The 13,739-nt window shown below is 58.7% G+C and carries 12 protein-coding genes; 10 read left to right on the top strand and 2 right to left on the bottom strand.

Annotation, left to right across the window (positions count from 1 at the left end):
* Window positions 1–41 precede the first annotated feature (41 nt).
* Together pdxS and pdxT are read left to right on the top strand one after the other, a co-directional pair.
* Window positions 42–914 carry a pyridoxal 5'-phosphate synthase lyase subunit PdxS gene (gene pdxS / locus BUB60_RS04030; protein ID WP_073076378.1) on the top strand — a complete coding sequence of 291 codons (873 nt, stop codon included), beginning with the start codon at window positions 42–44 and terminating at the stop codon, window positions 912–914.
* Window positions 911–1,492: a pyridoxal 5'-phosphate synthase glutaminase subunit PdxT gene (gene pdxT / locus BUB60_RS04025; RefSeq protein WP_073076377.1), complete on the top strand. Its 582-nt coding sequence runs from the start codon at window positions 911–913 to the stop codon at window positions 1,490–1,492. Before pdxS ends, pdxT begins: the two co-directional genes overlap by 4 nt.
* A gap of 1,528 nt (window positions 1,493–3,020) precedes the next feature.
* Here the strand turns inward: pdxT and BUB60_RS04020 are convergent.
* Entirely contained in the window at window positions 3,021–3,200 is a 180-nt protein-coding gene (locus BUB60_RS04020; RefSeq protein ID WP_073076376.1) for an H-type small acid-soluble spore protein, read from the bottom strand.
* A 258-nt stretch (window positions 3,201–3,458) separates the two neighbouring features.
* On the opposite strand from BUB60_RS04020, the gene BUB60_RS04015 reads away from it, so the two are divergent.
* The 8 genes from BUB60_RS04015 to BUB60_RS03980 all read left to right on the top strand — a co-directional run bounded on the left by BUB60_RS04015 (window position 3,459) and on the right by BUB60_RS03980 (window position 12,655).
* Window positions 3,459–3,959, top strand: a complete 501-nt coding sequence (locus BUB60_RS04015; RefSeq protein WP_084726231.1) for a QueT transporter family protein — start codon at window positions 3,459–3,461, stop codon at window positions 3,957–3,959.
* Window positions 3,960–3,969: 10 nt separating this feature from the next.
* A complete protein-coding gene (gene queF, locus BUB60_RS04010) occupies window positions 3,970–4,455 on the top strand; it encodes a preQ(1) synthase (RefSeq protein WP_073076375.1) in 486 nt (161 codons plus the stop codon).
* Window positions 4,456–4,782: 327 nt separating this feature from the next.
* Window positions 4,783–5,796, top strand: a complete 1,014-nt coding sequence (locus BUB60_RS04005; RefSeq protein ID WP_073076374.1) for a uroporphyrinogen decarboxylase family protein — start codon at window positions 4,783–4,785, stop codon at window positions 5,794–5,796.
* A 172-nt stretch (window positions 5,797–5,968) separates the two neighbouring features.
* A complete protein-coding gene (locus BUB60_RS04000) occupies window positions 5,969–6,316 on the top strand; it encodes a PadR family transcriptional regulator (RefSeq protein WP_073076373.1) in 348 nt (115 codons plus the stop codon).
* Window positions 6,303–7,652 carry an FtsW/RodA/SpoVE family cell cycle protein gene (locus tag BUB60_RS03995; RefSeq protein WP_073076372.1) on the top strand — a complete coding sequence of 450 codons (1,350 nt, stop codon included), beginning with the start codon at window positions 6,303–6,305 and terminating at the stop codon, window positions 7,650–7,652. The genes BUB60_RS04000 and BUB60_RS03995 overlap by 14 nt, the downstream gene beginning before the upstream one ends.
* A gap of 114 nt (window positions 7,653–7,766) precedes the next feature.
* A complete protein-coding gene (locus BUB60_RS03990; RefSeq protein ID WP_073076371.1) occupies window positions 7,767–9,776 on the top strand; it encodes a glycosyltransferase in 2,010 nt (669 codons plus the stop codon).
* A 79-nt stretch (window positions 9,777–9,855) separates the two neighbouring features.
* The gene (locus tag BUB60_RS03985; protein WP_159435339.1) at window positions 9,856–11,421 is read left to right on the top strand and encodes a glycosyltransferase family 39 protein; all 1,566 of its coding nucleotides are present in this window, start codon (window positions 9,856–9,858) and stop codon (window positions 11,419–11,421) included.
* Between the two features lie 73 nt (window positions 11,422–11,494).
* A complete protein-coding gene (locus tag BUB60_RS03980) occupies window positions 11,495–12,655 on the top strand; it encodes a transglutaminase-like domain-containing protein (protein ID WP_073076369.1) in 1,161 nt (386 codons plus the stop codon).
* A gap of 104 nt (window positions 12,656–12,759) precedes the next feature.
* Here BUB60_RS03980 and BUB60_RS03975 read toward each other — a convergent pair whose 3' ends face one another.
* Window positions 12,760–13,593, bottom strand: coding sequence for a M15 family metallopeptidase (locus BUB60_RS03975; protein WP_073076368.1), 834 nt, complete (start codon window positions 13,591–13,593; stop codon window positions 12,760–12,762).
* Window positions 13,594–13,739: the final 146 nt, after the last annotated feature.

Below are 13,739 nucleotides of genomic sequence, written 5' to 3'. Positions count from 1 at the left end.
TAAAACAAACGCTTGAAAATATCAATGACGGGGTTGAGATTATGAACGACAGGTACGAGCTGAACAAAAATCTGGCGCAGATGCTGAAGGGCGGCGTCATCATGGACGTGACGACGCCGGCGCAGGCGAAGATCGCCGAGGAGGCCGGCGCCTGCGCCGTCATGGCGCTGGAGCGCATCCCGGCCGATATCCGGGCCGCCGGCGGCGTCTCGCGCATGAGCGACCCGAAGATGGTCAAGGGCATTCAGGAAGCCGTCTCCATCCCGGTCATGGCCAAGGTGCGGATCGGGCATATTGTGGAGGCCCAGATTCTGCAGGCCATCGAGATCGACTATATCGACGAGAGCGAGGTGCTTTCGCCCGCCGACGATACGTTTCACATCGACAAGACGAAGTTTGACGTCCCCTTTGTCTGCGGCGCCAGGGACCTGGGCGAGGCGCTGCGCCGCATCGCCGAGGGCGCCGCGATGATCCGCACCAAGGGAGAGCCCGGCACCGGCGACATTGTCCAGGCCGTCCGCCATATGCGCCTTATGAACCAGCAGATCAGGCGGCTTCAAAGCATGCGGGAGGATGAGCTTTTCGATGCCGCCAAGGAGCTCCAGGTACCCTATGAGCTTGTCCGCAGCGTCCATCAAAACGGCCGCCTCCCAGTGGTCAATTTTGCCGCCGGCGGCGTGGCTACCCCGGCGGACGCGGCGCTGATGATGCAGCTGGGGGCGGAGGGCGTTTTTGTCGGCTCCGGCATCTTCAAGTCGGGCGACCCGGCAAAAAGAGCGCGGGCCATCGTCCAGGCCGTGACGAACTATAACGATCCGGCCATCCTGGCCGCGCTGTCGGAGGATTTGGGCGAGGCGATGGTGGGCATCAACGAGCAGGAGATCAAGCTCCTGATGGCGGAGCGGGGCGTATGAACATCGGGGTTCTGGCCCTGCAGGGCGGCTTTGCCGAGCATATCGCCGCCCTTGAAAAGCTGGGCGCTTCGGTCACGGAGCTTCGGAAAAAGGACGACCTTCGCGCCGGCCTGGACGGCCTCATCCTGCCCGGCGGCGAGAGCACGGTCATCGGCCGGCTCCTGAATGAAACGGGGCTTTTTGCGCCCCTCAGGGACCTGCTGGATGCCGGCCTGCCTGTCTACGGCACGTGCGCCGGGATGATCCTGCTGGCGAAAAAAATCGTGGATGAGCCGGCCGTGTATTTCGGCGCCATCGACGTGTCCGTGCGGCGGAACGCCTATGGCCGCCAGCTGGGCAGCTTTGCCGCAACGGCACGGTTCGACGGTATCGGTGAGATTCCCATGACCTTTATCCGCGCGCCCTACATCGAGGCCGCTGGCGCCGGCGTCGCCGTCCGCGCCGTCGTGGACGGGCACATCGTCGCCGCCGAGTGCGGCAGCGTCCTGGTGACGTCGTTTCACCCGGAGCTCACCGACAATCTGCGGGTGCACCGGTATTTTTTAAATAAGATAGAGGCCCGCGAGGCCTGTGCGTAGAGCGGGCGCTGTCGATAAGGCCAGCCGCGTCCACAAGAGACGCTGACGACTGGTGGGGTGGGGGCTTGCTCCCGCCGTTCTTGTTGGCGCGGCATGGGGCTGCGGTGCCGCGCGGCACGGGAGCAATCCTCAGTTGGCTTCGCCGACAGCTCTTTTCAAAAAGGAGCCTTGGGGCGACGCGGACGGAGACGAGGACGAGGACGGCGGGCGATTCGTGAAACCATGAGGGTATCTGTAGAGGCGGGGTTCCATGCCCGCCTTTTTGTGCGGTACGGCGCCGGGAGGAGTTTCCTCCTTCAGTCGCCTGCGGGCGACAGCTCCCTCGTCTGAGGGAGCCGGGGAAAACGGGGATACGCGCGCGGCCCGGTCCCCGGGGTGCGGTGCGAGGGGACGGCAAGGGCGGCGCCCCCTACAACGGGGACGGCATGGAAGAATGGGTTGCCGGCGGCTGGATTGTCTTCGTAGGGGCGAACTGTGTTCGCCTACTCCTGTTGGCGCGACGGTGACCTGTGGATAAGGACCGACGGGGCGATGTGGGCATCGCCCCCTACGAGGGATTCGACAGGAAAACAGGCTTGTATTGGATGAAAAGGGGCTTCTATTAGATGTTTTGGGGCTGATTTTGATTAAAAATGCCTTGTAAAGCTTTGAAGAGGGGCCGGAGGGATGCTGTATTTTCCTTGATATGTTACGAAAGTATTAAGCATTTGAGGCTTGAAAATCGGTCAAAGCGCTGCGGTTGCTGGATAATGGGTTTTTGAAAATCTCGATTTGTGCTATATTTATATTTTTAAAAACGCCAATTGGGGGCGTTTGGCGTTTTATGTCGAATGAGTATGCGGGTGGGAAGACGGCTTTCTTATAACGGAAAAAGCACGCTCAGTATGTTATACTGAGCGTGCCGGTGCGGAGGCGACAGCGCTGATACAACGGTACGGCGGCGAAAAATTCGCCGGGGGCGACTATAATTCGCCGGCTGGCCCGAGTATTCGTGGGGCGATGTCCACATCGCCCCGTCGGTCCCCCGTGCTTTGCCGCGCCGGCAAGAGCGGGCGAACACAGTTCGCCCCTACGAAAAACGACAATATATGCCGTAGGGACGGCCAATGGCCGTCCGCCCCCTGTTCCGCGCCGCAGGTGCCGATCTGTGCCGAGCGCGCCGTCGTAGCTGTGACGACCTGGCCCGCCGCCGGTCCGCAGGGATGGCGGGCCGCGGAGTTGTCAGTCTCTGCGATACCGGTTTGCGCTAATCATCCTTCGTAGGGGACGCCGTCCTCGGCGTCCCACCGCGGCGCACTACGGGGAACGGGCCGCCGAAGGCGGCCGGATCGACGGCGGGCCGAGGTCGTCCCGCCCTACGGTGTGCGGTAAACTATGGCGTTTGCGCAGCCGCGGCTTCCCCGATGGACATGGCACCCAAACACCGCGCCATCTTTGCCGGTGCGTCTGGGGCCGCTGCTGCGCGTAAGAAGTCAACGCTATGCCGTGCCGCAATAAAGGGAGCCTATGAGGCGGCGGGGAAGTATTGTTACTGCTTGATCAGGTTGGAAATGCTGACGCGCTGCCGGTTGCCCGGCGCGTTGAGCGGGTGCACAAAGGCTGTGACGTCGTCCTGCAGGATGCTTTCAATATAGATCGGCACACCGTTGTGGGTGACGTTCGCCATGACCGGCGAGGCGGCGATTTCACGCGCGCGTTGAGGGTCCATCGTCATCGCTCCTTATGATTGGATTTCAGCGTTAGTATGGGCAATTTGTAAAAACTTAACCGGCGCTCCATCCTGTGATTTGTCCTTGCCCCGGCGGGGGACATGTGGTACAATAAAAGAACAATCAAATAAAGACAGTTCGAAAACCATCCTGTCTATAAACAAAACTAGGGATACAGAAATGGCGCCTTAGTGCCATTTTTTATTTTTTGCGGGCATTTTGGGCCGGACTGCTCTTTTATTTCAAGGAGACATGATATGAAAGAAAAGCTGCGCACCCCAAACCGCTATATGCCCGTCACCGCGAAAACACTGGCCGCATCCGGGATCGTTATGGCCGTCTACATCGTCGCCATGTACCTGACACAGAGCTTCGCTTTCGGGGCCTATCAGATGCGCGTGGCCACAGGCCTTTACGCGCTGGCCGCCATCCACCCTTATCTGATCGTCCCGCTGGGGCTGGCCAATCTTTTGAGCAACGCCCTGTTCGGCGGGCTGGGGCCGTTCGATATCGTCGGCGGCTTTATTGCCGGCGCGCTGACGGCGGCCGGCTGCTTTTTCATGAAAAAGCTCAGCGTTTATGTATCGTCCCTCCCGATTCTGGTGATCCCCACGCTTTTGGTGCCGGTCTGGCTGTCCCCGCTGCTGCAGGTCCCGTACGGGGTGCTGGTTATCAGCGTGGGTATCGGACAGATCATGCCGGCCGTTATCGGATTTTTTATCGTGAAGTACCTGGAAAAACCGCTGTCAAGAATATAGGAGGCGCGTTATGACGAGAGAAAACGAGGGCCTTAAAAATTTGGGCGGCAAAAACGTCCAATACGTGTTCGACTACGACCCGGGGCTCCTGGAGCGCTTTGAAAACAAGCATCCGGACAACGACTACTTCGTCAAGCTCAACTGTCCGGAATTCACAAGCCTGTGCCCCATTACGGGCCAGCCGGATTTTGCCGCGGTTTATATCTCCTATGTCCCGGACCGGTATCTGGTGGAGAGCAAGTCGCTGAAGCTGTACCTGTTCAGCTTCAGGAATCACGGGGACTTCCACGAGGACTGCATGAATATCGTCATGAAGGACCTGATCGGGCTCCTGGACCCGAAGTATATCGAGGTCCGGGGCAAATTCCTCCCCCGGGGCGGCATCTCCATCGATCCCTACTGCAATTACGGCAAGGCCGGTACCGTCTGGCTCGGCACCGCGCGGAAAAGGCTCCTCATGCACGACATGTACCCGGAGAAAATCGATAACAGATAGCCTGGACCGAAGATGGCCCGAGCTTAAGCCCAAGGCCGTCAGGCATCGCCTGGCGGCCTTGGGCCGTTTATTCTATTGCCGGCGGCTTTCGGCATATGTATGTCATGCGTGATGTGCAAAATGTATAAGGTGATGCGAAGATTGTCGTTTACGGCGCGGCGCCGCGGCGCTTATAATACAGTCAGGAACGGCCGTGCTTCGACGGCCGGGCGCATCCTGCCCTGCGGGTTTTAAAAGTCATTGAAAATAATACCAGCGGCCGATTGCATTTTGCTCTGGGCTTGGTATGATAACAATAAGTAAATTAAACTTGAGGGGGGCTATGATATGTTATCTGCAAAAGAAAATTATCTGAAATGCCTGCGCGGGGAAGTTCCTGACTATGTGCCGACGTACACGATGGGGATGATCGGCGTGGTGGACGGCCCGCCGTCCGACATGCTGGTGGAACCTAGAATCATCAGCGAGCACCGCGTGCGCGGCGGCGGCAAGGATATCTGGGGCGTGGAATATGTCCCCACGGAATCCACCGGCAACGCGCTCATCCCGAAAACCTCAGACTTTATTCTGGACGATATCACCAAATGGCGCGACGTGATCAAGGCCCCCGACCTCTCCGGCGTGGATTGGGAAAAGATGTGCAGAGAGGATTTTGAAGGGCGGAAGCTGAACCGGGCCGTGACGGCTGTCGGCATGAATCTGCATATGGGCTATTTTCAGACGCTGATGTCGTTTATGGGCTTCTCGAACGGCCTGTGCGCGATGTTTGAGGAGCCGGACGAGGTCAAGGCGCTGTTCGAGTACCTGTGCGACTTTTACTGCCAGGTCGCCGCAGAGTATGCCGACTACTGCAAGCCCGATGTCTGGACGATGATGGACGACACGGCGGCGTGGGCCAACCCCTTCATATCGCCCGAGATGTACCGCGAGTTTCTTATCCCGCTCTATGACCGCCAGGCCAAAATCGGCCGCGACAGGGGCCTGCCCATCTCCATGCACAACTGCGGCAAGTGCGAGTGCTTCCTGGACGACCTGGTAAAAATCGGCGTTACCATGTGGGACCCGGCGCAGACCTGCAACGACCTCGCCGGCATCAAGAAAAAATACGGCAACAGGCTGGTCATCGCCGGCGGCTGGGATGCCCGCGACAATCTCCTGTCCGACAATGTTACATACGAGGAGATTTACGGGTATACAAAAGGCCAGTTCGACAAGCTGACGCCGGGCGGCGGCTACTGCTTCCTCGGCATGTATCTGGGCGCCGTCGGCGACGAAAGAATCACAAAAAAGAACGAAATGCTCCACAAAGCCGTCGACGAGCTCAAGTATAAATATTACTGATCCTATCGGATAAGGAAACGCAAAAAACTCCCGCAGGGTGCGCCGCGTCCCGTGCTTAAGGACCGGGCAGCCCCGCGGGAATTTTTATGGGGCCAGCACCTTTTGGTACTTGACATATATAGATGGTCGATATATTATATGTATAGACTATCTATATATTGGAGGCGATTTTATGGCGGTGGACAAAGGGCTGCTGTCGGGCGGAACGACACTGATGATACTAAAGCTGCTGGAAGAGAGAGATATGTACGGATATCAGATGATTGAGGAGCTTGCCCGCAAATCGGAGGAGGTCTTCAACCTGAAGGCGGGCACGCTCTATCCCATCCTGCACGGTCTTGAAAACGAGGGCATGGTCAGCTCCTATGACGACCACGCCGATTCATTGCGGGTCAGGAAGTATTATCATCTGACCGATAAGGGGCGGGCGCAGCTGAAGGACAGGCAGACCGAGTGGACCAGGTTTTCCGGCGCGATAAACAGGGTGCTGGGCGGAGGGGTCAGCTATGCAGGCAACTGAGAGAATCCAGGCGTATTCAAAGACGGTCTGCGACCAGGTCCGGTGGAAAAAGGCCCATGGCATGATCGCGGAGGAAATAGAAAATCATTTGGTTGACCAGCGGGACGCCTATATCGCCGCCGGCGCGCCGGAGGACGAAGCCACCGGCCGCGCGCTCGCGCAGATGGGCGACCCGGTGGACATCGGCGCGCGGCTGGACCGCACGCACCGGCCCAAGCCCCAGTGGAGCATGCTCTTTCTGACGGCGGCGCTTTTATTGGCGGGGCTGGTGATCCGGCTTGTTATCGTCCGCAGCGGCTGGGACCGGGAGCTGCCGGTCCAGCTTTTGGCTATGGCCGCCGGGCTGGGCCTCATGGCGGCGGCCTATTTCGCAGATTTCACTCTGATCGGCCGGCATCCAAAGACGTTTTTCGTTCTGCTCATGGCCGCCGCCTTGACCGCCGCCTTGCTTTCGCCGCTCCTGAATGGCAGGAGATACTATGCGGAGTTTATGACCTTGCTTTTTCCTCTGGGCTTCTCGGCCGTCATCTATGCGCTGAGAAATAAAGGGTATCGCGGCCTTATTGCCTGCTGCCTGGCCTTTTTGCTGCCGTGCCTCATGGCGCTGCAGGTGCCGACGGTGGCCGGACTGCTGCTTTTCGCCTTCTGCGGCTTTGCGTTGCTGCTCCTGGCCATCGTGAAAAATTGGTTCGGTGTTAGCAAGCTGTTCGGCGGCCTGATCGCCGCCGTTCCGTTCGCCGCCGCTTTGTTGCTGGTGTCGCGGATGTTCGGAATGCGGCTTACGGCTGTGCTGGACCCGTTTGCCGACCCGAACGGGTACGGATATTTCGCCATAGCGATCAGGGAGATGCTGGCAAGCGCCAGGCTGCTCGGACCCGGCGCACCGCTGCCGGCCGATACGGCGCAGCTGCTGCGCTCTCCGATGACCGATACGACGCAGCTGCTGGCAAATCTCATCCACAGCGCCGGCTGGCTGGCTTTTATCGCGGTGATGGCCGTGCTGCTGCTTTTCGCCGTCCGGGGCTTTATGCTGTGCGCCCGGCAGAAAAGCGTTATCGGGCGGCTGATCGCGATGTCTGTCATGCTGACGTTTTCGGCGCAGGTGTTCGGTTACGTCTTGTACAACCTGGGGTATCCGCTGATGGACCCCATCTCCCTGCCGCTCATCTCCTACGGAAATGCAGCCATGATGATCAACCTGTTCCTGATCGGCCTGATGCTGTCGGTTTTCAGAACGGGGGACGTTGCCAGGGATAAAAGCGGCGGCGTCCTGAAACGCCAGAGTCCTATTGCCTGGGCCGACGGAAAGCTCATTATATCTTTTTCCAGGAAGTAATTTGAGGCGAAGGGTAATTCTTGAAAATTTAACAAATATAACAGAATGTTGACGAGATATTTGTGAATTATGTATAATCATTAATATCGGCAGCCATAGGAGTAAAAGATATTAATGGAGCACATCATTCGCATAATCGGGGTCGTGGTCGCGCTGGGATTTGTCCTGTTCAGCATTGACGACCTCATCTGGGATATCATCAGTATTGTCAGGAAAATCAGGGACGGCGCGCCGGAACGCCTGCCCATCGAACGGCTGGACGCCGTGCCGCCGAAGCTTTTGGCGGTGATGATCGCCGCCTGGCACGAGGACAACGTTATAGAGCCCGTCATAGACAATATGATCGCCGCGCTGCAGTATCCGCTTTCCATGTACCACGTTTTTATCGGCGTGTATCCCAACGACGCGCCGACAATCGCGGCGGTGGAAAGGCTCGGGGAGAAATATGAGAACGTCCACATGGTGGTCAACAGCCGCCCGGGGCCGACCTGCAAGGCGGACAACATCAACAATATGCTCCGGTACATACGGCAGTTTGAGACAGAGCGTCGCTGGAGGTTTTTCTCGGTGACGGTGCACGACTCGGAGGATGTGGTCCATCCTTACGAGCTTAAGCTGACGAACTATCTCATAGAGCGGCACGACGTGCTGCAGTTCCCGGTCATACCGCTGCAGAAGATGCCGGATATCAGGAGTGTTTTCCGGAGCATGACCACCGGTACATATGCCGACGAATTTGCCGAGAACCATTACAGGACGATGGGCACACGGGAGTCCATGTCCGCGGTGGTGCCCTCGGCCGGGACAGGCTTCGTCATATCGCATGTGATCCTGGACGGGCTCCACGGCGCGCCGCTTTTCCCGGAGGACAGCCTGACCGAGGACTATAAGCTGTCGCTCATGCTGACGCAGAAGGGCTATAATATCCATTTCGTGCTGGAAAGGGTGCCGCGCCTCATGGACAACAATACCGTCCGGTGGGACTATGTGGCCACGCGCAGCTTCTTCCCCGACACCTTCAGAACGGCGACCAGGCAGAAAATGCGCTGGATCTACGGCATTACGATGCAGTCCATCAAAATTTCCGATATATTCAGGACCGGCAAAATGGGCTTTGCGGCCAGATATTCGCTGTACAAGGACGCCAAGGCGAAGGCCAGCAACCTGATGGTCCTGCCCGGCTATCTCGTTTTTATCTATTTCCTTTTGTCGCTTTTCCTCCCGCTGCCGGACATGTATACCCGCCACTCCCTCGCGTGGGGGCTGTGCGTCTTCCTGACCTTTATGATGGTCTTCCGCCAGACGATGCGGGCCGTTGCCATCGCGAATTTTTACGGCTTCAAGAGCATGGCCGTGGCCTGCCTGCTTCCGCCGCTGATGCCCGTCCGGCTCGTCTGGGGCAATATCATCAACCTGACGGCCACGCTCAAGGCGTGGAAGCTGTATTTCCTGGGGGCCGGAACGAAAAAGAAAAAGGGAAAGGTCGCCTGGAACAAAACCGACCACACCTTTCTGAACAGGCACGTCCTCTACCGGTATTACCGCAATGTGGGCGATGTGCTCCTGGAGAAGCAGTATCTGAGCGTCAGCGCGCTGAGCGGGGCGCTGCGGCGAAGCCGGACCGAAGGCCGGCGCATCGGCGACATTCTGCTGAGCGAGGGCGCCGTCACGGAGGAACAGCTGATGGAGGCCGTGGCCAATGTCCAGCACCGCCTGTTCATCCGGGACATCGCGCCGTTTGCAAACGGGGCGGCGGCGGATTTCGACGGGACCCTGCTGGAAGAGTTGGCCGTATATCCGCTGTTTTCCTCAAAGGGACGCTATGTATTTGCCGCCGCCGACGCCACGCCCATCGAGAAAATCCCGGGGCTGCTTGGCGTCGCGCGGGAAAACTGCGGCTTTGTCTATTCGGCAAGGCAGAGTATTCTGGCGGCGCTTCACGGCGGCGCCGGACCCGCCACGGCGGCGCGGGAGGCGGTCGGCCGGCTGCTGGACAGGGACGCCATCACCATGGAGCAGGCCGTGCTGGCGCTGGGATATCAGGCCTTCACGCCGGATATCCTGGAATACATGGGTCTCCGGGATACAGAGCCCGCACCGGCGCCGGTCGCTTTGGCGACGTGAATAAACTGCTGCCCGCGAGGCAATATGAATCCGGAGGCCCGGCGCAGTCCGAGGCGTCAACCTGAGAGGACCGATGTGCTTGGCGACAAAAAAAGGCTGGTTTTCATACGCGGCGCTGGTGATTTTTGAAATCTGCGCCGCTTATGCCCTGTTCAGCGGGCTTTTGAGTCTGGCCGGCTCGAAAAAGTACCCGTATCTTTGGTATGGCGGCGCCATTTGCGCCCTCGCCGCCGCGTTTTTGCTGCTGTATGCGCTTTTGCGCCTTATAAGGCGCCTCCGGCTGCATCGGCGGCTGGCCGGGGACACGCCGGCCGGCAGAATAACGGAGCGTATTATCGCGGCGGCTGTCCTGGCGGCCGGCGCTTTCGCGAGGCTCCTGGTCATCGCGCACATGCCGGTCACGCCCGCGTCGGATTACAAAACGTATTACGATGTCGCGGTGCTGCTGTCTCAAGGGGGGCTCGGCGCTTCGGCGTATATTGCCAAATTTCCGCACGTTATCGGCTATCCGTTCGTTCTGTCGCTGCTCTTCAGGCTCACGGGGCCGTCCGTGGCGGCGGGGCTGTACCTCAACGCGGCCGCGGGCCTGCTGTCGGCTTTTCTGACCTACAGGATCGCCCGCCGGCTCAGCTCCCGGCTCGGCGGACTGATCGCCCTGGTCCTGGCGGCCTTCTGGCCGTCGCAGATCCTGTACGGGGCCGTGCTCGCGTCGGAGCCCGTTTTCACGTGCCTGATGCTGCTGGCCGTCTGGCTTTTTGTCTATCTGTTCAAGTATCCGTCCACGCTGGGCAATACGGAGGGGTCCATGTTCCTATGCGTCATCACGGGGATTGTGCTCGCGCTCTCCGCGGCGATCCGGCCTCTGTCGCAGATTTTGCTGGTGGCGGCGGTGCTCAGCCTTTTGACCCAAAGGGTGCGGTTCGACGTCAACGAAAGGATGCTCCACGGAAAGCTGAGCCGGGCCGCCTGCCAGGGCTGGTTCCGCGCGCTTGTCATACTGCTGGTTTATGTGCTGTGCTCCGGGCTCATCTCCGCCGCCATCTCCGATACCATCGGCTACAAGCTGCCGGGCGCCACCGTCTCCTATGGGTATAACCTCATGGTGGGCGTCAATATCGACGCCAAGGGCGCCTGGAATCAGCAGGACGCGGAGTTTTTCGACCAGGCGTTTGCGGCCACGGATTCCGCCGAAGCGGCGCACCGGGCCTGCATCGATGTGGCGCTCCGGCGCATCGCGGCCGACCCCGCCGGTGTCCTGAATCTGACGATGGAGAAATTCACGGACCTGTGGGGCAACGACGACTATGGCGCGTACTGGGTTTCCCTCTTCCTCGGCCAGCAGGGCGGACTGACGCCGGAACGGCAGAGCGTCATTGACACCATGACCCGGTGGAGCGATTATGTCTACCTGCTCGGCATCTTCTTTTCCGCGCTTTGCGGCCTCAGGCTTGTCAGGACAAAGGACGCGGGGCCGGAGCTGGCGCTTTTTCTGCTGGTGATCGGCACGGTGGTCCTCCACATGGTGCTTGAAAGCCAGAACAGGTATCACTACTTCCTGCTCCCCGTTTTCGCGATGCTCTCGGCCCTTTATATCTCGCGGCTCTACCGCGGGCTGCCTGGAAAGGCCTCCCCGGATATGTTGTAAATAGTGATTCCGGATTTGGCGAATATCCGCCCGATGTGGTACAATGGGACAAAGACGGGCGGAAGGAGAAGCCATGGATTTTTTCGGCAGCATCAATATCATCACGGTCGTTTTGATCGGGCTGGTGGCCGTGCCGGTCCTGATCGGCGTGGTCAGCCCCTTTTCCAGCTACAGGATGCAGCGGCTTTTGGGCTCGCTGCTCAACAGCCTGATATTCCTGGCGTCCATCATCCTGTCGGTCTACCTGACGACGCATTTCCTCTACGATACCCAAAGCCCGCTCCTGACAAAGCTTTTTAAGGTGATCCCGTCGTTTTACAGCCTCGTGACGAGCAGGGACATCTGGTCTTTCGTCATTGTCGCGGCCATCCTCACGGCGCTTCTCAGCGGGCTTTTATATCTTCTGACCATGCCGGTCTACCGGTTTGTCATCGTGCCGCTGACGGACAAGATTTCCTCGGCGATGGGCAGGATGAACGGGGTCGTCCGGCGGATTCTGGGCGGGATATGGGAGCTGCCGAAGGCGGCGATCCTTGTGGTCATCTGCGCGCTCCTATTAAATTTTTACGTGAGCTACAACGGCAATTCGACCCTGGAAAAGAGCATCGACGCGTCCGGGGCGTATCAGTATATCGACAAAACGATCCTCGATCCGCTCTTAAGCTCCCAGTGGGCGCAGAAAATCCCCGTCCTGCTCGGCGACTCCTTCAAACAGGCCGCAGAATCCCTGGAGGCGCGCAATATCCATCTGATCCGTTATTTCAACGGGATGACACTCGGCGACGCGGTCAAATCCAACGCGGATATCGACGCGAAGGCAAAAAGCATCGTCGGCAAAGAGACGGACCAGAAGGCCAAGGCCAAGCTTCTCTATACCTGGGTCGCCAAAAATATCGATTACGACAGCAAAAAGGCGGCGGCGGTTGCCGCCGATTCCTCCAGGGTCGCCTCCGGGGCCGTCGTCGCCTACGATACGAGAACCGGCATCTGCTTTGACTACTCCTGCCTCTACGTGGCCATGTGCCGGGCCGTTGACGTGAAGGTCCGGTTCGTCACGGGCCTGGGCTACAGCGGCACGGAATGGGGCGATCACGCGTGGAATCAGGTGTACGACCCGGCGGGAAACAGGTGGATCAATGTCGATACGACGTTCGGCAGCAGCGGGAGGAGCTATTTCGACCGCGCCGGCTTTGACGCCGACCACCAGTACGCGGTCGTCCAGGGCGAGTGGTGAGGCTGCTCAATTTGCAGCGGCAGCTTGTGTGTTTACTGAAGTCAGCAAAGGCACCCCGGCGGGGTGCCTTTTTCTGCGCAAGGGGTCGCCGGCTGAGCGTTGGCTTACGGCTGATTTAAGTATTCTTCAAGGCACAGATTGTTTTCCGTGATATATGTGGCGGCCTCGACACCGACGTAGCGGTAATGCCACGGTTCAAAGATGATGCCGGTGATATCGGACTTGTCCGGCGGATATCTGGGAATAAAACCGTATTTATAGCAGTTGTCCTTGAGCCACTGCGCCTCGGGCGTCTGCGCCTGCGCGTCGTCCAACAGCTGATAGTCTTTTGAAACGATGTCCGCGGCCAAGCCCAGATTGTGCTCGCTTGTCCCCGGACAGGCCACGACTTTTTTCGCTTCCTCGCGCGCTTTCTCATAGGAGAGGCCTTTTGCCGCCTGCTTGCTCACCTGGCTGTTATACAGCGACATCTGTTTATCGTAGGATCTGTAGGCCGAGCAGATGATCGGCGACAGGCCCGCGGTCCTTGCGTCCGCCAGCATCTTTTTCAGGGCGTCGGCGGCACGCTCGTCAAATTTATACTGGCCCACAGCGGCCAGCGGCGGCACGTAGTCTTTGGACAGCGGGTTTTTGCCGTTGACCAGCACAAGCTGCCACTGGTTTGCCGTGTCCTCAGGCGCCTTGGAAACGTCCGGGGCTTTATGTATGACGGCGCCGTCCGTCGTGTCTGCCGGGCTGTATGACTTGCCATCGGATGCCGGGAGGCCCTCTTTTGAATTTTTGGCGACCGCTTCCGCGGTGATGGAATTAACGAAGAAAAAGCATGCGGTGATTGCGCCGGCGCATAGCAGAGCGATCAGAAGCCTTTCAAGCCTGTCCCGCCGTTTCCTTCGCAAATTCGAAGCACGCCTGCCGGCTTTCGGATATCCCGGATTCATGAATATGTCTCCTTTCTTTCGTACAATTGTCGTATCAATTGTATCTAGGGCATATTCATGGAATCATCATGGTGTTGAAAAAGAGTTGTAAAAACGTTCCACAGGGCTTTTACAAAAAACGGCGCGCGCCGTTGACAATATCGTAT

The sequence above is a fragment of the Sporobacter termitidis DSM 10068 genome (assembly GCF_900130065.1).
GTDB classification, from domain to species: domain Bacteria; phylum Bacillota; class Clostridia; order Oscillospirales; family Oscillospiraceae; genus Sporobacter; species Sporobacter termitidis.
The sequence above is the reverse complement of the archived record's forward strand: the minus strand, read 5'-3'. Positions and strand labels throughout refer to the sequence as shown.

Bases quoted from the DNA above. Each gene is read 5' to 3' on its own strand.
- pdxS (WP_073076378.1), top strand. From the start codon at position 42: ATGAACGACAGGTACGAGCTGAACAAAAATCTGGCGCAGATGCTGAAG.
- pdxT (WP_073076377.1), top strand. From the start codon at position 911: ATGAACATCGGGGTTCTGGCCCTGCAGGGCGGCTTTGCCGAGCATATC.
- BUB60_RS04020 (WP_073076376.1), bottom strand. From the start codon at position 3,200: ATGGACCCTCAACGCGCGCGTGAAATCGCCGCCTCGCCGGTCATGGCG.
- BUB60_RS04015 (WP_084726231.1), top strand. From the start codon at position 3,459: ATGAAAGAAAAGCTGCGCACCCCAAACCGCTATATGCCCGTCACCGCG.
- queF (WP_073076375.1), top strand. From the start codon at position 3,970: ATGACGAGAGAAAACGAGGGCCTTAAAAATTTGGGCGGCAAAAACGTC.
- BUB60_RS04005 (WP_073076374.1), top strand. From the start codon at position 4,783: ATGTTATCTGCAAAAGAAAATTATCTGAAATGCCTGCGCGGGGAAGTT.
- BUB60_RS04000 (WP_073076373.1), top strand. From the start codon at position 5,969: ATGGCGGTGGACAAAGGGCTGCTGTCGGGCGGAACGACACTGATGATA.
- BUB60_RS03995 (WP_073076372.1), top strand. From the start codon at position 6,303: ATGCAGGCAACTGAGAGAATCCAGGCGTATTCAAAGACGGTCTGCGAC.
- BUB60_RS03990 (WP_073076371.1), top strand. From the start codon at position 7,767: ATGGAGCACATCATTCGCATAATCGGGGTCGTGGTCGCGCTGGGATTT.
- BUB60_RS03980 (WP_073076369.1), top strand. From the start codon at position 11,495: ATGGATTTTTTCGGCAGCATCAATATCATCACGGTCGTTTTGATCGGG.
- BUB60_RS03975 (WP_073076368.1), bottom strand. From the start codon at position 13,593: ATGAATCCGGGATATCCGAAAGCCGGCAGGCGTGCTTCGAATTTGCGA.